The sequence below is a fragment of the Terriglobia bacterium genome, assembly GCA_020073185.1.
GTDB lineage: Bacteria > Acidobacteriota > Terriglobia > Terriglobales > Acidobacteriaceae > JAIQGF01.
Window position 1 is genome coordinate 1 of record JAIQFT010000036.1, and the last position, 17,328, is coordinate 17,328.

A 17,328-nucleotide genomic window follows, 5' to 3' on the forward strand; every position below is an offset into this window, starting at 1 on the left:
CTGGAAGGACATCTGGCAACTGAGAGCAATCCTAGGAAGAGGAGAAACAGAAAAAGCTGCGACTAAGCAGGAGGTCGCGTAACATGATCCCGAGCGCCGCTCTTCAACCTCCAACTAAAAGCGGGACACTCTCGCTGCCCACGCCCGAAAATGCTTTTAAAGGAGAGTGAGTAGGACCTCGCGAATTACACTTCAGGAGCACTAATTGTCGAGTGTGCTCAGGAGGATAAAGATATGCGTAGATTTCTTACTTGTGCCGCTCTCGCTGGGGCCATTGTAACGTTCGCTCAACAGCAGCCGATCACAACGGAGAGTTGTGTTGTCACGCCACCTCCAAGGGGGCAAGTCGAAGTAACGTTCGAGAATAAGATTCTCGTTCTGGATGGCCTGAAGTGTACGAGCTGCTCTTTCAAGAATGTGACACTGTTGTATTCGGGCGGGCAGTACGAATTGAAGGATGCAACATTTAGCGGATCGATTGCGATTGAGTTGCATGGAGCCGCAGAAAATGGGCAGTTTGCAGTCTCAGTGCTTTCGTCGATCGAGCCGCAGGCGCGAAAGGTCGTGAGATTCGACGATCCGAAAACTATGTCGCTGAAGAACATGTGATGATTCTACGGATCCTGGCGAAGTGTCCTACGCAAAAGGTCCGTCGGCGTGGGGATGGGTCGGCTTTTGCAGTCCTGGGACTTGCGACATCGCTAGTGCCGACGGAATTTGTTCTTACCGCAGGTTCCTAAGCGACAACGATTTCTGATTTTGGGAAGCCGTCCGCCAGACCGGCGAAACCCGCCGTGGCCTCCAAGCCGGAGGACGAGTCGGCGAAAGCGACGGGTGCGCCGGTGAAGAAATCGAAAAAAGGCAATAGGAAGAAGACGAAATTATCTGAGTCCTCGGTTGTGAGTCGGCGCTGAAATCCACAGTCGAATCGTTTTCCACACCCAGGATGTGCTTCCCAACATAAAGTTCAGGCCCATAGAATTGAAGTATGCCCATGTGTGAATTTGTTCATCTCCACCTGCACACCGATTACTCCCTGCTCGATGGCGCCTGCGACATAGACAAGCTGGTTACGCGCGTCCAGCAGCTCGGCATGCCTGCCGTGGCCATGACCGACCACGGCAACATCTTCGGCGCGTTCAATTTTTTCAACGCCGCGACCAAGGCGGGCGTCAAGCCGATCATCGGCTGCGAGCTCTACGTCTGCACCAAGGACGACCACAACATCGAGCGCACCCCGCCCGACGGCGACACTTACAACCATCTGCTCGTGTTGGCCGAGAACGAGGAGGGATACCGCAACCTGGTAAAGATCACCAGCGAGGCTTCGCTGCACGGCTTTTATTACAAGCCGCGCATCTCGAAACGGTTTCTGGCCGAACACACGCGCGGGCTGATCGGATTGTCGGGGTGCCTGAAGGGCGAGGTCGCCGAGCGCCTGATGGAAGGCAAGTACGACGCCGCGAAAAAAGCCGCGGGGCAGTTCGCCGACATCTTCGGTAAGCAGAATTTTTACGTCGAAATCCAGAACCAGGGCCTCGAGCAGGAACAAACTATCAATCCCGCGCTGCACAAACTCTCGCGCGAGCTGGACCTGCCGCTGGTCGCTACCAACGACAGTCATTACCTCTGCGAGGACGACTGGCACGCGCAGGATGTCATGGTCTGCATCCAGACCGGCAAGTACATTCAGGACACCAACCGGCTGAAATTCCAGACACGGCATTTCTACGTTAAGAACTACGACGAGATGCTGCAGATGTTCGGCGACACGCCGGAAGTGCTGCGCCGCACGCTGGACATCGCCGCCCGCTGCAACCTCAAGCTGGAGAAAATCCGCGACCCGTTCCCGCATTTCGAGGTTCCCCCTGGGTTCACGCTCGACAGCTACTTCGAGCATGTCGCGCGCCAAGGATTCGCGCAGCGTCTGGGCATGATCCGGGAATCCGGGCGGCAGGGCCGCGTCAAGCACCCGATCGGCGATTACGAGCAGCGCCTGGCGCGCGAGATCGCAATCATCCGCCAGATGCAATTCTCGGGATATTTCCTGATCGTGTGGGACTTCATCCGCTGGGCTCGAGAGCGCGGCATACCGGTCGGCCCGGGACGCGGTTCCGCCGCCGGGTCGCTGGTGTCGTACGCGATGGGGATCACCGATCTCGACCCGCTGCAGCACGAGTTGCTGTTCGAGCGCTTCCTCAATCCCGAGCGCGTGTCCATGCCCGATATCGACGTCGACTTCTGCATGAACCGGCGCGGCGAGGTCATCCATTACGTCACCGAGAAATACGGCCGCGACAACGTGGCGCAGATCATCACCTTCGGCACGCTGATGGCGAAGGCTGCGATCAAGGACGTGGGCCGCGCCATGCAGATCCCCTACAGCGACGTCGACCGCATCGCCAAGATGGTCCCGGCAACGCTGAACATCACCCTTAAGCAGGCGCTCCAGGACTCGCCTCCACTGCAGCAGGCGTATGACAGCGAGCCGCAGGTCAAGGAGCTGATTGATACCGCCCAGCGCCTCGAGGGACTGGTGCGCAATGCGGGCGTGCACGCGGCCGGCGTGGTCATCTCGCCGCAGCCGCTGATCGATCTGGTCCCGCTCCACAAGACCAAGAACGACGAAATCGTCACCGCCTTCGACATGAAGGCGATCGAAAAGATGGGCCTGCTGAAGATGGACTTTCTCGGGCTCACCACGCTGACCATTCTTGACGACGCGCTCAAGCTCATCCGCCAAACCCGCGGCGAAGAGCTCGACTGGAACAAGATCCCACTCGACGACAAACCAACCTACGAGAAGGTATTCCACGGCGGGCTGACCAGCGGCGTCTTCCAGTTTGAATCGCACGGCATGCGCGATGTGCTGCGGCGCTACAAGCCGAACACGGTGGAAGATCTCACCGCCTTGAACGCACTCTACCGCCCCGGCCCCATCCAGGGTGGCATGATTGACGACTTCATCGAGCGCAAGTGGGGCCGCCGGAAAATCGAATACGAGCTGCCGGAGCTGGAGCCGATCCTGCGCGAGACGCTCGGCGTCATCGTCTACCAGGAACAGGTAATGCAGATTGCCAACCGCCTCGCCGGCTATTCGCTCGGGGAAGCCGACATCCTGCGCCGCGCCATGGGCAAGAAAGATCCCGACGAAATGGCGAAGCAGCGCGACCGCTTCGTGCGTGGAGCGACGGAGCGCGGCTTCCCGCAACGAAAGGTGGAAAAGATTTTCGAACTGATGGAGCAATTCGCGGGCTACGGCTTCAACAAGTCGCACTCCGCCGCCTACGCTCTGCTCGCCTATCAGACCGCCTATCTGAAGACGCATTATGCGGTCGAATTCATGGCGGCGCTGCTGACCTCCGTGACCGGCAGCACGGACGACGTCGTGAAGTACATCAACGAGTGCCGCGAGATGGGCATTGCCGTCGAGCCGCCTGACATCAACGTCAGCGACGCCAACTTCACCCCCCACGGGCAGGCAATCCGGTTTGGATTGGCGGCCATCAAGAACGTCGGCCAAAACGCGATCGAATCCATCGTCGCCGCCCGCCAGAAAATCGGGCGTCTCCGCTCGTTCTTCGACTTCTGCGAAAACGTGGACCTGCGTCTGTTGAATAAGCGCGTTCTGGAATCGCTCATCAAAAGCGGCGCCATGGATTCCCTGGGCCGCCGCAAGCAACTCTTCGACGCCGTAGATAGAGCCATGGAGCGCGGCCAGAAGACGCAGCGCGACCTGGACGCCGGCCAGCATGGGCTGTTTGGCGTCTTCGACGGGCCGCAGGAGCAAGCGCCGAAGGCCGAGTATCTCGACGGCGCCGAGTGGGACGAGCACCAGCGCCTCGCCGCCGAAAAGGAAATCCTGGGCTTCTTCATCACCGGACATCCGCTGCAAAAGTACGAGTCGAAGCTGCAGGATTTCGCCGCGCTCTCCACCCAGGAAATCTGCGCCATGAAGCAGAGCACCGGCAAGGACGAAATTTTCACCGCCGGCATCATCACCCACGTCTGCGTGGCCAAGTCGCGCAAGGGCGACCTCTACGCGCAGGGCGTGCTGGAAGACATGTTCGGCACGGTGGACATGATCGTATTCCCGGAAGCGTACCGGCGCCTGGCGGACAAAGTGAAGCTCGAGGTTCCGGTGCTGGTGAAGGCCGGCGTGCGCGTCGAGGAAGGCGCCAATCCCAAAGTCCTGGTCGGCGACATCGAGCCGCTGGAGCAGGCCCGGCCCAAGCTGCCGCGCGCCCTCCGCATCCGCGTGCCCCTGGAGACCGCGACCGTCGAGACCGTCGACGTACTGCACGCGCACTGCACATCGCATCCCGGCGAGGCCAAGATATTGTTCGACCTGGAACGTGCTGACGACTTCATGGTGATCATGGAGCCGGAGGGCTATAATGTGCAACCGGACCGGGCATTCATTGCGCGGGTAGAGGAGCTATGCGGGCGCGGCAGTGTCCGCATTGTGGACTAACCGCAATTGCCGACGCGCGCGGGATAACGGAAACCTGATGGATTCTGCCGAACAGGCAAAACAGGAACTCGAAAATATCGAGCAGCAAGTCCGCCACCTGGAGAAGGCCGCTGGCGAGAACCAGGAAGCCCGCCGCCAACTGCAAACTCTCCAGGAACAGATCGAGGCCCTGCGCCGGCAGGTCACCTCCCATCTCGGTCCGTGGCAGAAGACCGAACTGGCCCGCCACCCGCAGCGCCCGTATACGCTCGACTACATCGAGCGCATCTTCACCGACTGGAGCGAGATGCACGGCGACCGCGGCTTTTCCGACGATCCGGCGATCGTGTGCGGCATGGCGAAATTTCACGGCGAGGATGTCGCCGTCATCGGCACGCAGAAGGGACGCGACGCCAAGCAACGGGTGTACCGCAATTTCGGCATGCCGAATCCCGAGGGTTATCGCAAGGCCCTGCGTGTGATGCGCTTCGCGGAAAAATTCCGCCGGCCGATTTTCACCCTTGTGGACACGCCCGGCGCCTATCCCGGGCTGGGCGCCGAAGAGCGCGGGCAGGCGGAAGCCATCGCCCACAACCTGCGCGAGATGGCGCGCCTGCGCGTACCCATCCTCACCACTATCACGGGCGAGGGCGGCAGCGGCGGCGCGCTCGCCATCGCCGTCGGCGACCGCGTACTCATGATGGAGAACGCCATCTACTCCGTCATTTCGCCGGAGGGCTGCGCCTCCATCATGTGGCGAGACGCGTCCAAGAGGGAACTGGCGGCCGCGGCGATGAAGATCACCGCCGACGACCTGAGCCGGTTTCGCCTGGTCGACGAAGTCGTGCCGGAACCACCGGGCGGCGCGCAGAACGATTGGGATGCCGCCGCGCGCATGCTCGATAAGCGTCTGCAAGCCAATCTTGCCCAGCTCAAGGCGAAGTCGCCCGAGGAGCTGACGGCGCAGCGTTACGACAAGTTTCGCAGGATCGCGCAGGCCTTCACCGAGTAGCGGGCGTTCACATCGTAGTACGATATTCCGGAATCGAACCGGCGGCCCGCAGCATCTCTGTTGGTGGGGGGATTGGTCGTCCTGAAAATCTCGGCGATGCCGCATGATTTCCGCGCGCAAGTCCTCCCCTTGGCGATCGTTCGGAATTCATTCTAAGGACAGCTTTCATGGCTACGACTGAAATCGGTCCCCGCGAACTCTCCAGCCGCGTGGAGCGGAAGCCGGTGGTCAACGACTTCTCGCTCCAGGTCGCGACGGTGAACGGTTCCGGGTCGCAATCGGCCAACACCGTGCTCTTGCGCACCATTTTCCAGATGGGCATCCCGGTCTCGGGCAAGAACCTGTTTCCCTCCAACATCGCCGGGCTGCCGACCTGGTACACCATCCGCGCCAGCAAAGACGGTTACATCGCGCGCAAGAAGGAAATCGATTTCCTGGTGGCCATGAACCCGGAGACCGCACAGGAAGATGTCATGTCGCTCGCGCCAGGGGCTGCGGCGCTCTACGACGAGCCGCTGGATCTGCGCTCCCTTCGCCAGGATCTAACCTTCTACTCCGTCCCGTTCGACAAGCTGGTCGCCCCGGTCTGCCCGGAAGCCAAGCTGCGCAAGCTGGTCAAGAACATGGTCTACGTCGGCGTGGTGGCGCGGTTGCTCAACCTCGACCCGGTGGAGATGGAGAAAGCCATCCGCAAACAGTTCGGGCGGAAAGTTAGGGCCGCCGACCTCAACGTCGGCGCCGCCAAGGCGGGATACGACTACGCGGCTTCGTCGCTGACCAAGGCGGATCCCTTCACGATCGAGCGCATGGACAAGACGCGCGGCCAAATTATCATTGACGGCAACTCGGCGGCCGCGCTGGGCTGCATGTTCGCCGGCGTGACGGTGGTGACCTGGTACCCGATTACGCCCTCGTCGTCGCTTGTCGAAACGCTCATCGATTACATGAAGCAATACCGCATCGGCAAAGATGGCAGAGCCACTTTTGCCATCGTGCAGGCGGAAGACGAACTCGCCGCCATCGGCATGGTGCTGGGCGCGGCCTGGGCCGGTGCGCGCTCCATGACCTCCACTTCCGGTCCCGGCATATCGCTCATGGCCGAGTTCACCGGCCTCGGCTACTACGTCGAAGTGCCGGCGGTCGTTTGGGACATCCAGCGCGTTGGGCCTTCCACCGGCATGCCCACCCGTACCGCGCAGGGTGACGTGCTTTCCACCGCGTTCCTGTCGCACGGTGACACCCAGCACATCCTTCTGTTTCCCGCCTCGGTGCACGAGTGCTTCAGCATGGCCGGTGACGCCTTCGATCTGGCGGAGCAATTCCAGACGCCGGTGTTCGTGCTCTCCGATCTCGATCTCGGGATGAACAACTGGATGTCGGAGCCGTTCCAGTATCCCGAAAAACCGATCCGCCGCGGCAAGGTGCTGAGCAAGCAAGACCTCGACCGGCTAGGCGGTTTCGCGCGCTACAAGGACGTGGACGGCGACGGCATCGGCTATCGCACGCTCCCCGGCACCGACCATCCCGCGGCGGCGTACTTCACGCGCGGCAGCGGCCACAACGAAAAGGCGCAGTACAGCGAGCGTCCCGACGATTACGTCAACAACATGGAGCGGCTGAGCCACAAATTCGAGACCGCGCGCGCGCACGTTCCCAAGCCGGAAATCGTGCAGAACGGCAGGTCGAAGATAGGCATCATCGCCTACGGCACTTCGCACTGGGCGCTGGTGGAAAGCCGCGACCAGTTGCGCAACGAATACGGCGTCGAAGCCGATTACCTGCGCATTCGGGCCTTCCCCTTCAACCGCGACGTGCACGAGTTCGTCGCCTCGCACGACCGCGTCTATGTAGTGGACCAGAACCGCGACGCGCAGATGATGGCGCTGCTCAAGCTCGATCTCAACGTCGCCCATCTCACCAAGCTGCGCAGCGTGCGTCATTTCAACGGCCTGCCCATTGACGCGCGTTCCATCACCGACGAGATCATTTCGCAGGAGGGCCGATAAATGGCGACCACACCGACTTCCACGCCCCAGCCCAAGACCAACCGCATCGGCCTGACGGTGATCGACTACCGCGGCGGCAAGAGCACGCTGTGCGCCGGCTGCGGCCATAACGCCATCTCGGAACGCATTATTGACGCCATGTACGAAATGGGCGTGCCGCCCGAGCGCGTGATCAAGCCCTCCGGCATCGGCTGCTCCTCCAAAAGCCCCGCCTATTTCATGAGCCGCTCGCACAGCTTCAACGCGGTGCACGGCCGCATGCCGTCGGTCACGACCGGAGCCTTGCTGGCGAACCGAAAACTGATCGCGCTCGGCGTCAGCGGCGACGGTGACACCGCCTCCATCGGCATCGGGCAGTTCGTGCACTTGATGCGCCGCAACCTGCCCATGATTTACATCATCGAGGACAACGGCGTGTACGGCCTCACCAAGGGCCAGTTCTCGGCCACGGCCGATCTCGGCTCCAAGCTGAAGTCAGGCGTGATCAATGACCTGCCGCCGATCGATACCTGCTCGCTCGCCATCATGCTGGGCGCCACCTACGTCGGCCGCTCGTTCTCCGGCGACAAAAAGCAACTGCTCGCCATGCTGAAGGCGGCCATTGCGCACAACGGCACCGCCATGCTCGACGTGATTTCGCCGTGCGTGACCTTCAACGACCACGAGGGTTCGACCAAGTCGTACAAGTTCACCAAGGACCATGACGAGCCGTTGCAGGAAGTCAGCTTCGTGCCCGCGTTCGAGGACATCAACGTGGAGTACGATGCCGGGACAATGGTGGACGTGACGATGCACGACGGATCGCGTTTGCGCATGCGCAAGATTGAGGAAGAATACGATCCCACCAACAAGGCGGAAGCCCTCAAGCGGCTCGCCGAGGCCCACGACAAGGGCGAGGTGCTTACCGGCGTCTTCTATTTGAACCCGAAAGCGCCCACCTTCCTGGAATTGCTCAATATCGCCGACGATCCGCTGGCTACCTTGCCGGAATCGGCGGTCCGTCCCTCGCGCCAGGTGCTGGAAGAGTGCATGGAGGAGCTGCGGTAGGGAAGCAGCAGCCCATGGTTCCGACGTCAGGCCGGGACCATGGATTCCAGCGCCATGCGATCGCGAATGATGAAGGTGGCGCCGTTCTGTTCCACCAGGTGCCGCTTCTTGAATGCCGCCAGCGTGCGCGTGACCGTTTCCCGCGAGGATCCGATCATCTGCGCCATCTCCTCGTGCGTCAGACCCAGTTTCATGCAGCCGGGTTGTTGCGGTGTGCCGTTCTTGTCGAGACTCTCCACCAGGAAGCGCGCCAGCCTTCCGCTGGCTGACTCGGCCAGCATCAGGTTGCGTACCTCGCGGCAAGTGAAGCTGTATTCGTGGCTCAAGTTCTCCGCCAGCCACAGCGCCAAGTGGTTGTGCTCATGCATGAGCCGCAATATGTCCGCTCGCTTCACAAAGCTGATCTCCGAGGCCTCCAACGTTTCCGCCGTCGCTTCATACGCGTGCGACGAAACCGAGGCGCTGATGCCCAGCACTTCACCTGCCTTGGCAATCCGCAGAATCAGTGTCTTTCCATCGCGTGAGCACACCGAAAGCTTCACCCGTCCGCGCAGCACCATGAAGACTCCGCGGGGCGTCTGCCCTTCAACGAACAGAACAGCGTCGCTCGGATAGCTGGTCGTGAACTCCAGTCTTTCAAGCTCTTTGATCAATGCCGGAGGCATGTCGTGGAAGATCTCGCTCAGTATCGTCGTCTTGTTTACGGTTGCAGTCGCCATGTCCTCACCTCGCAGAAGAGAAGTGCAACTGCGGGGCCATCCTTCGCCACTCCTAAACACAGTCGGAGAAGCGCGCCTGCGACCAACAAAATAAGACACTTACGCCAACCAGCCTCCGCTGTTGCGACCGGCTGGGAATCCTAGCCGGGCACTATGTCACATCGAGGTGGGTTATTTCGCACAGCTATGTGTGATCTCAAGCGCTGGTCGAATGCCTTGCCTATTTCAGGTCCAGCAGGGACCTCATCTGCGCGCCCAAGGATTCGGCGGTGAAAGGTTTGGCCAGCAGCCCGGTCCCGACGCCGATATCGCCATATTGCGAGATCACGTCTCCCGAATATCCCGACATCAGCAGCGTCCTGATTTGCGGGCGCATCGCTACGATCCTGTCTCTCAACGTCAGCCCATTCATGTCCGGCATGACCACGTCGGTCACCAGCAGATGGATTTCGCGGTCGCGTGCGATTTCCAGGGCGGCCTCCGGCCCGTCGGCCACCAGCACCGAGTAGCCCATGTCGCGGATCATCTCGGTTGTGACTTTGCGCAGCAGGGCGTGGTCCTCGACCAGCAGAACGGTTTCGGTTCCGCGAAACGTGGCGGGGGGACGCCGCGCGGCGGCGGCTTCGGCGCGATCGTAAACCCGCGGGAAATAGATCTTGAAGGTCGTGCCGATTCCAGGCTCGCTGTACAGCCAGATGTGGCCGCCACTCTGGTGGACGATGCCGTAGACGCTGGCCAAGCCAAGGCCGGTTCCCTTGTCCGGAGACTTGGTCGTAAAGAACGGCTCGAACACACGCGCCTGCGTGGCCCGGTCCATCCCTTTGCCGCTATCCACCACCTCGAGCACCACGTAGTCTCCCGCCTGCACTCCGGCATGGGCATTGCTGTAGCTTTCGTCCAGGTGGGCATTGGCGGTCTGGATGCGTATCTCGCCGCCGGCAGGCATGGCGTCGCGCGCGTTGATGACCAGGTTCAGCAGGACTTGCTCGATCTGCGTGCGATCCAGCTTGACGCGTCCCAACTGGGCTTCCAGTTGGTTGCGCAGGCGTATGTCTTCGCTAATGACACGCAACAGGATTTTCTCGGTGTCTTTCACCACCGTGTTCAAGTCCAGGACCGTTGGTTGCAGCACCTGGCTGCGGCTGACCGCCAACAAATCGCGAGTCAGCGTCGCCGCGCTGCCGGCTGCCTGCAGGATGCCGTCGATCCTGTCCCGCATGGGACCCGCGGGGACTTCATTGAGCAACATGAAAGCGTAGCCGGTGATCACGCCCAGCAGGTTGTTGAAGTCGTGGGCAACGCCCCCCGCCAGCCTGGCGATCGCTTCCAGTCGTTGCGCTTTCTGGAACTGTTCTTCGAGCTTACGCCGCTGCGTGACGTCTTCCGCCACCACATCCAGGTACTCCGGGCCGGATTCCTCGCTGCCGCGCCGGCCGGACAGCCGCACGTAAAGCGGGCTGCCGTCCTTCCGCTTCCACTCGACTTCCACGCCTTGGAAGTGCCGTTGCTTGCGGCTCATCTCCAGGTGGGCGACGCGATCGGCGGGATCGCGATACACGTCGCTGCCAATGCTCAGGCGCAGCAGTTCGTGTTCATGTTCATAACCCAGCATTTGCATCAGCGCCGGATTCACCGCCAGGAAGTTATCGTCTTCCACTCCTGCCCGGTAAATGCCGTACGGGGCGTGCTCCACCAGCGAGCGATAGGCTTTTTCCGCCTCCAGTCGCCGGTTCAGCTTCCACAACGCTTCCTCGCGCTCTTTGCGTTCGGTCACGTCTCGAATCGCCGCGATCACCATGGAATTGGCGCGCGTCTTCAACGGACTTAGGCTGATCTCGACCGGGAACTCGCTGCGGTTCTTCCTCAGTCCGCACAAATCAAGTCCCGTGCCCATGGGCCTGGCCCGCGGATTTTGCTCGAACGATTTCCGGTGATGGGGATGGTTTTGCCGGAAGCGCTCGGGAATCAGAATCTCAATCGGCTGCCCCGTCAATTCCGTCGCGGCATACCCGAACAACTTCTCGGTTTGCTTATTGACCAGCACGATCCGCCCGCGCTCGTCAACGATCGCGACCGCGTCCGGTATGGCGTCCACAAACGCTGCGAAATCGGCCTCGACGATGAAGGAGAGTGGATTCATAAGCCCTTTGCCGCAGCGGTTTGCTGCGCTGGCGATCAGACTGGCGAATTGTGGACCTGGTGGTCAAGAATAACACCGCCGTCAAGGCTGGTTCGATTGCGGCTCGCCCGCTCGCCTGTCCGACTTCCTTCCGCTCGGTGTTTTCAGCCTTGTCCAATTCCTCGACGCTTTTTCCCGTGTCGTAGACCGCGCTCAGGTCCGTACAATGCGCCCATGAGCAGTCCCGGTCCGCTGTTCCGGCCTTACGAAAAACTGGTCAAGATCACGATCATGGGCAGGGAATTTGACGTTCCCGAGGGCAACATGATGTTGCGCGCCATGCAGTATCTCGTCCCCGAAGGGATCTCCTATGGCCGGTTTTGCTGGAACGAAGACTGCCAGTACTGCCGCATCGTGTACGACCTGGGCGAGGGCACACAGCCGCACCCCGCCATCGCCTGCAAGCTGATGGTCAAGGAAGGCATGCGCGTCCTCGAGATGGCGCAGGAGATCCGTTATTGTTTGCGGAGCTTGGACCTGGAGTGAGGCCGTTGTGAGTTCTGCGTGGTGAGCACAAACCAGTAACTCCCAACTCAGAACTCACGACCGACAACTCATTCCCCACTCGGTTTGCGGGCAGGACGCGTGCCGCTGGGGCGCGCGCCCAGCGAGGCCAGCCGCTTGCGCGCCTGGTCGGCTTCCAGGGACCGCGGATAGCGCTGAATCAGGCTGTTCAATTCGCGGATGCCGTCGGTGCGCCGTCCCAGCTCCAACAGCGCGAATCCTTTTTTCAGCTGCGCCGCCGGCGCCTTGTTGCCGCTCGGATATTGCTCCAGGACTTTGTCGTAGTCTCTCGCCGCCTGCTCGTAATTGCCCTGACGGTATTCGAGGTCGGCGAGATAGTACTGCGCGTTCCCCGCCAGATCGGTGTTCGGGTAGTACTTCAGGTAATCGGCGAATTCCTGCGAGGCCAGATCGTACTTGGCCGCGTTGTAGTCGCGCAGCGCGTTGTTGTAGAGCACTTCGGGCGGAGGCGCCTGCTGCTGGGTTCCGCCGGGTTGCCCGGGTGTCGCGCCCGGTGGCAGCGTGGTCTGCGCGTTCTGCATGGCATCGAGCTGGTTGCCGATCTTGCCGATGCGTGCCTTGAGCTCATCCACGGAGTCATTGAGCGCCTGGATTTGTCCCGAAACCTGGTCGGTACGCGTGCCGCCTTCGGCCTGTTGCTGCTTGATGGTGCGCTGCAGCTCGGCCAGCGAGGCGTTAATCTGGTTCATCTTGTCGGTGGTGGACTCGATCAGGTTGCGCATTACGCCCATGCGCTCGTCAAAGGACTGTTGCATGCGCGACATCTGGTCCTGCAGCGCCTGCACCTGCGTCTGGAGCTGGATAATCTCCTTGGCGACCGGGAAGGCGGGCGTTGCGGCGGCCAAAAGCGCTAGCGGAAGCAAGAGTTTCAAAGTTTTCATAAAAAGCTGCTCGAGTTGCGCTGCTCTGTTCGATGCAAAAAAGCGGTCGATGGTCCTTAGCAGGCGGTGAGACCCCGCTCGGTTGCCGCTTCCAGATGGACCGCGGACACGAGCCAATGCCCGTGCCCGCGATGCTGACAATCACGGACAAGAAACCAGTGCCACAAGACCGTTGCCCTTGGCTACTTCTTATACACGAAGTGGCCGCGGCGGTTCTGCTGCCAGCACTGCTCGTTCGACTCGGTACAGAACGGCTTCTCTTTGCCGTAGCTGATGGTGTTCATCCGGTCGGCACCGACGCCGGCCTGGACCAGCGCGTTCCTCACGGCGTTGGCGCGGTTGTCGCCCAGGGCCAGGTTGTACTCGGTCGAGCCGCGCTCGTCGCAGTGTCCTTCGATGGTGAACCGCACGTTGGGATGCTGCGACAACCACTGCGCATCGCCCTGCAACGACGATTGCTGGTCCGCGCGGATGTCGTACTTGTCATAGTCGAAGAAGATGTCCTTGATGTTGCGGTTGAACATCTCCTCCTCGGTTGCGCTGGGCTGCGGCGGCGGCGGAGGCGCCGGCGTGACCGTGACCCGCGCCGTAGCTTCCTGCGTTCCGCCCGCCCCCTTGGCGCTCAGCCGGTAGGTGGTGGACTGCGCCGGCGATACCGTGTGCGAGCCGTTCGCGTCTACCTTGCTGCCGTCGAGGGTTACGTCGGTGGCGTTTTGCGTCTGCCAGGTCAGCGTGGCGGACTGGCCGGGCTGAATTGTATCGGGGCTGGCGCTCAGCGATGCGGTGGGCGCCGGTGGCGGGGACGGCGGCGGTGGTGGCGGCGGCGGCGCGACCTTCTTCTTGCATCCGCCCAGAGTCAGCACACTGGCCAACAGTACGATGAGAATAGTCCACTTCATCCTGTCGTGCTTCACTTCTCTCCTCCCATCAAACGCAAGCGAAACCGCGGTTAAAGTGTGGCGCCGGAAGACACCCAGATGCGCCCGGCGTCCTGTCTCGAACCCAACAATGTACACCCGGAAGGCCCGAAATTGATTGCGCTGGCAACGGCTTTAGCACATAGCGCTGTGATGCGTTCCTTGCCCGCTGTTGAAACTCTATTTCCAACTCCAGTTCGGCTGCGTGTTGTGTCCGGAGCTGGTCAACTGGTGTTGCTGCGCCCCGTCGGCCAGCATGGTCCAGATCTCATCGCGGCCGCCGCGGTTGGACTGAAACACGATGTGCCTCCCGTCGGGCGACCACGAGGGAAAATCGTTGCGTCCGCCCTCGTGCGTCAACTGCACGATCTGCTTGCTGGCGATGTCCATCACGTAGATGTCCTGCGCCCCCGGCATCCCGGGCCCGTAGTGCCGGATCCAGGCAAAGGCGAGAAACTGGCCGTTCGGCGACCACGACGGCGAGACCGCGTAACCCTGGTCGGTCATGCGCTGCGGGTTGGTGCCGTCCGACTCCATCATATAAATCTGCGGCAACCCGGTGCGCCCGCTGACCCAGGCGATCTGCGCTCCGGTCTTCGGGTTCCACACCGGCGCGACGTCGGGACCATGATAGGCCGTGACCCGCCGCAGGTGGGAGCCGTCGCTGTCGCAGATGAATATTTCCGGATCGCCGGTGCGCGAGGTGGAAAACGCGATCTGCTTGCCTTCCGGCGACCACGCCGGCGACAGGTTGGTGCCGCCGAAATGCGGAAAGCTCACCATGCGCCCGAGGTCAAGCGAGTACATGGCGATGTTCCACCCGCCACCGGTCATGGCGCTAAAGGCGACGCGCGAACTGTCGGGCGAGAAGCGTGGCGACAGCGCGATCGAGCCCAGATGGGTAAGCGGGCGCTGGTTGGCGCCGTCGTAATCCATCACCCAGATTTCCTTGTGCCCGCTGCGCGCGCTGACGAAAGCAATTTTGCTTTCCGCGATGCCCTGGATTCCGCCGCCCAGGCGAAAGATGATCTCGTCGGCAAAGCGGTGCGCGATGAGGCGCGCGTTCTCCGGCGTGGCTTTCTCGCGGTATTGCTTGCCCAGCACTTGCGGGGATTGCGTGTTCTTGACGTCGTAGAGCCAGCCCTGCACGAGCACGTCGCCGGCGGAGGCGCTCAGGTTGCCAAAGGCAAGCATCCCGGCGTTCGCCGGGGGATTGGCCCAGGCATCCAGTTTGACCTCGTCGGGCGCACCCGGCACCTGCAGCGGGTAGAAGCTTTTCGAAACCACGTCGAAGATGCCGGCTTGGCTGAGGTCGTTCCACAGGGTGTCGTCGAAGACCTTCAGCAGTGCTTCGCTGGTGGGATCGGCCGAGGCCTGCTTGAAATCGGGCACGGCGAGGCGGACCTTCTCGACGCCCAGACCGGTGCCGGTGCGAATCCAGTCCTGCTGGGCGAGGGCCGAGCCAGCCAGCAGCAGCACGGCCACCAATGCGAATGCGGATCGCTTGATCATGTCAATGAACATATCGTAATCCGACTTACTGGCCGGCTGACCGGCGCGTTGCCGCAATCAGCGCCGGTAATCGAACCAGAATTCCACCGAGACGCGGTTGCCGGCGTACTCATTGGGCAAAGGGCCAAAGGAATCGATGCGCTGCAAGGCGCGCACCGCCGACTGGTCCAGCGACGGGACGCCGCTGGATTGCTCGATCTGCACGTTCACCGGTTGTCCGGCGCGCGTGATCTCGAAGGTGATGTAAACGCGGCGAGCGTCCTGAATATTCGGGTCGATCTCGTATTTCAGCCAGTTCTCCGAGATCTTTTGTTGCACCACGCGGACGTACCAGGCAAAGCGCGAACCGAAATCGCCGCCGCCGCCGGTGAACCCGAAACCGCCCTTCGCGTTGGGTGTGCTGAACACGCCGTACGGTCCGCTGACCGGACCGCCCTGTCCGAAGGGCACGACATTGCTGGCCTCTTCCACCGGTCGCGGTTTTTGTTGGGTGGAAGTGCGCGGCTTGGGTTCGACACGGCGCCTCGCGCTTTTCTCGGGGATCGGGATGGCCTCCGGCGTCGGCTCTTCCTTGGCCTTGGGCAGCGATTGCGACAAACCCTTGGACTCGTTGGCCAGGATGTTCTGCGACTGGGGCGCGGTGTGCGGCAAGGGAATTGTGCTGACCATCGTCACGCTCATCGCTCCGCCACCCGCACCGCTGCCGCCCCACGATTCGCCGCTGAAGCGGCCGAAGATCGCGCCGTAAAGCAGAATGGCGCAGAACAGCAAGCCATGCAGCGCCGCCGACCAGCCCAGCGGCCGTCGCCACTCCTCGCGTTCGGTAAAGATGTCAGCGGTTGCTGCCATTCGCTTTCAACGGTTGGGTGACGATGCTGACGTTGGTGATGCCTGCCTGTTTGACCGCATCCATCACCGTGGCGAAGGCGCCGAAGGGAACATTCTCGTCGGCGCGCAGAAAAATCGATTGCCGTTGCGGATCGCGCACCTTTCGACGCAGCGCGTCCGGAATCTGGTTCACGTTGATCGGGTCGTTGCCGAGAAAAACTCGCTGCTGCCGGTCAATGCTGATTACCACGCGCTCTTCGGTGATTTCTTTCACCGTCTTGGTCTTCGGAACGTCCACCTCGATGCCCGACTGGAGGATGGGCGCGGTGAGCATGAAGATGATCAGCAGCACCAGAACCACGTCCACCAGCGGCGTGATATTGATGTCGGCCAGCGCGGAGCGCGTGCGGCCGTTGGAATCGGTGAAAGCCATTACCGCAACTCCGGCTCGGGGGCGGCGGCGCGGCGCGGTGCCTCGGCGCCGGCGCGCTCCACGGCGTTGAGCATTTCCAGCGAGAAATCATCCATGCGCGAGCCGAACTCGCGGATGGCGCTGCCGAACACGTTGTAGGCGATGACGGCCGGGATGGCGGCAAACAGACCGGCGGCGGTGGTAATCAGCGCTTCGGAAATGCCGGGCGCTACCGCTCGCAGGGTTGCGGCGCCGGCTGTGCCGAGCCCGTGGAAGGCATCAATGATGCCCCACACGGTTCCGAACAAGCCGATGAACGGGGTTGCGGCGGCGGTGATCGCCAGCCACGGCAGCCGTCGCTCCAGGCGCGTCAATTCCTCCGAAGCCGCAATCTGCATGGCGCGCTGCGTTGCCGCCGCGCTGCGCGAGCGCTTGAATTCCTCAAATCCGCCTTCGAACACAGCCACCAACGGGCTGGGCCTGAATTGCTCGGCCACCGCGGCAATGTCCTGGAAGCGCTGCGCGCGGCGGAAAGCGCGCAGGAAGCGTCCGCTCTGCACCCGCGCGCGGCGCAGCAGGTTCCAGCGCGCGAGGATGATCGACCAGGAAAGAATGCTGAAAAACAGCAAAATGAGGAGAACCGCCTTGGCGACCGGGCCGGTCTGCCAAATCATGTTCGCGATCTCACCACCGATGACAAACGAGAGGGGGAGTATGGCCATCACTTTTTAGAGAAGCTTCACCAGAGCAAGATGCAATTATAGATCACCGAGTTGTGAGTCTTGAGTTGTCGGTTCTGAGTCCTTTACAAGCCAGGCGCGCGTCTGGAACGTTGGA

General features: G+C 61.7%; 14 protein-coding genes. 6 read left to right on the forward strand and 8 right to left on the reverse strand.

Going from position 1 to position 17,328, the window contains the following annotated elements:
- Positions 1–234: 234 nt before the first annotated feature.
- The 5 genes from LAN64_13595 to LAN64_13615 all read left to right on the forward strand — a co-directional run bounded on the left by LAN64_13595 (position 235) and on the right by LAN64_13615 (position 8,518).
- Positions 235–609: a hypothetical protein gene (locus LAN64_13595; protein MBZ5568869.1), complete on the forward strand. Its 375-nt coding sequence runs from the start codon at positions 235–237 to the stop codon at positions 607–609.
- Positions 610–994: 385 nt separating this feature from the next.
- A complete protein-coding gene (gene dnaE, locus LAN64_13600) occupies positions 995–4,474 on the forward strand; it encodes a DNA polymerase III subunit alpha (protein MBZ5568870.1) in 3,480 nt (1,159 codons plus the stop codon).
- Positions 4,475–4,511: 37 nt separating this feature from the next.
- Positions 4,512–5,465, forward strand: coding sequence for an acetyl-CoA carboxylase carboxyltransferase subunit alpha (locus LAN64_13605; GenBank protein MBZ5568871.1), 954 nt, complete (start codon positions 4,512–4,514; stop codon positions 5,463–5,465).
- A 167-nt stretch (positions 5,466–5,632) separates the two neighbouring features.
- Positions 5,633–7,471, forward strand: a complete 1,839-nt coding sequence (locus LAN64_13610; GenBank protein ID MBZ5568872.1) for a 2-oxoacid:acceptor oxidoreductase subunit alpha — start codon at positions 5,633–5,635, stop codon at positions 7,469–7,471.
- Positions 7,472–8,518, forward strand: coding sequence for a 2-oxoacid:ferredoxin oxidoreductase subunit beta (locus LAN64_13615; GenBank protein MBZ5568873.1), 1,047 nt, complete (start codon positions 7,472–7,474; stop codon positions 8,516–8,518).
- A gap of 26 nt (positions 8,519–8,544) precedes the next feature.
- On the opposite strand, the gene LAN64_13620 is transcribed toward LAN64_13615, so the two are convergent.
- Entirely contained in the window at positions 8,545–9,237 is a 693-nt protein-coding gene (locus tag LAN64_13620; GenBank protein ID MBZ5568874.1) for a Crp/Fnr family transcriptional regulator, read from the reverse strand.
- A gap of 220 nt (positions 9,238–9,457) precedes the next feature.
- Positions 9,458–11,377: a PAS domain S-box protein gene (locus LAN64_13625; GenBank protein ID MBZ5568875.1), complete on the reverse strand. Its 1,920-nt coding sequence runs from the start codon at positions 11,375–11,377 to the stop codon at positions 9,458–9,460.
- Between the two features lie 213 nt (positions 11,378–11,590).
- On the opposite strand from LAN64_13625, the gene LAN64_13630 reads away from it, so the two are divergent.
- Positions 11,591–11,902, forward strand: coding sequence for a hypothetical protein (locus LAN64_13630; protein MBZ5568876.1), 312 nt, complete (start codon positions 11,591–11,593; stop codon positions 11,900–11,902).
- Positions 11,903–11,970: 68 nt separating this feature from the next.
- Here LAN64_13630 and ybgF read toward each other — a convergent pair whose 3' ends face one another.
- The 6 genes from ybgF to LAN64_13660 form a co-directional block, all read right to left on the reverse strand.
- Complete coding sequence (gene ybgF / locus LAN64_13635) at positions 11,971–12,822, reverse strand: tol-pal system protein YbgF (protein ID MBZ5568877.1); 852 nt, start codon at positions 12,820–12,822, stop codon at positions 11,971–11,973.
- Positions 12,823–13,004: 182 nt separating this feature from the next.
- Entirely contained in the window at positions 13,005–13,721 is a 717-nt protein-coding gene (pal, locus tag LAN64_13640; protein ID MBZ5568878.1) for a peptidoglycan-associated lipoprotein Pal, read from the reverse strand.
- A gap of 198 nt (positions 13,722–13,919) precedes the next feature.
- Positions 13,920–15,251 (reverse strand): Tol-Pal system beta propeller repeat protein TolB, encoded by a 1,332-nt coding sequence (tolB, locus tag LAN64_13645; protein ID MBZ5568879.1) that lies wholly within the window; start codon positions 15,249–15,251, stop codon positions 13,920–13,922.
- A gap of 57 nt (positions 15,252–15,308) precedes the next feature.
- The gene (locus LAN64_13650) at positions 15,309–16,100 is read right to left on the reverse strand and encodes a TonB family protein (GenBank protein ID MBZ5568880.1); all 792 of its coding nucleotides are present in this window, start codon (positions 16,098–16,100) and stop codon (positions 15,309–15,311) included.
- On the reverse strand, positions 16,084–16,512 hold the full coding sequence (locus tag LAN64_13655) for a biopolymer transporter ExbD (GenBank protein MBZ5568881.1): 429 nt from the start codon (positions 16,510–16,512) through the stop codon (positions 16,084–16,086). The genes LAN64_13650 and LAN64_13655 overlap by 17 nt, the downstream gene beginning before the upstream one ends.
- Complete coding sequence (locus LAN64_13660; GenBank protein ID MBZ5568882.1) at positions 16,512–17,213, reverse strand: MotA/TolQ/ExbB proton channel family protein; 702 nt, start codon at positions 17,211–17,213, stop codon at positions 16,512–16,514. Before LAN64_13660 ends, LAN64_13655 begins: the two co-directional genes overlap by 1 nt.
- Between the last annotated feature and the right edge of the window lie 115 nt (positions 17,214–17,328).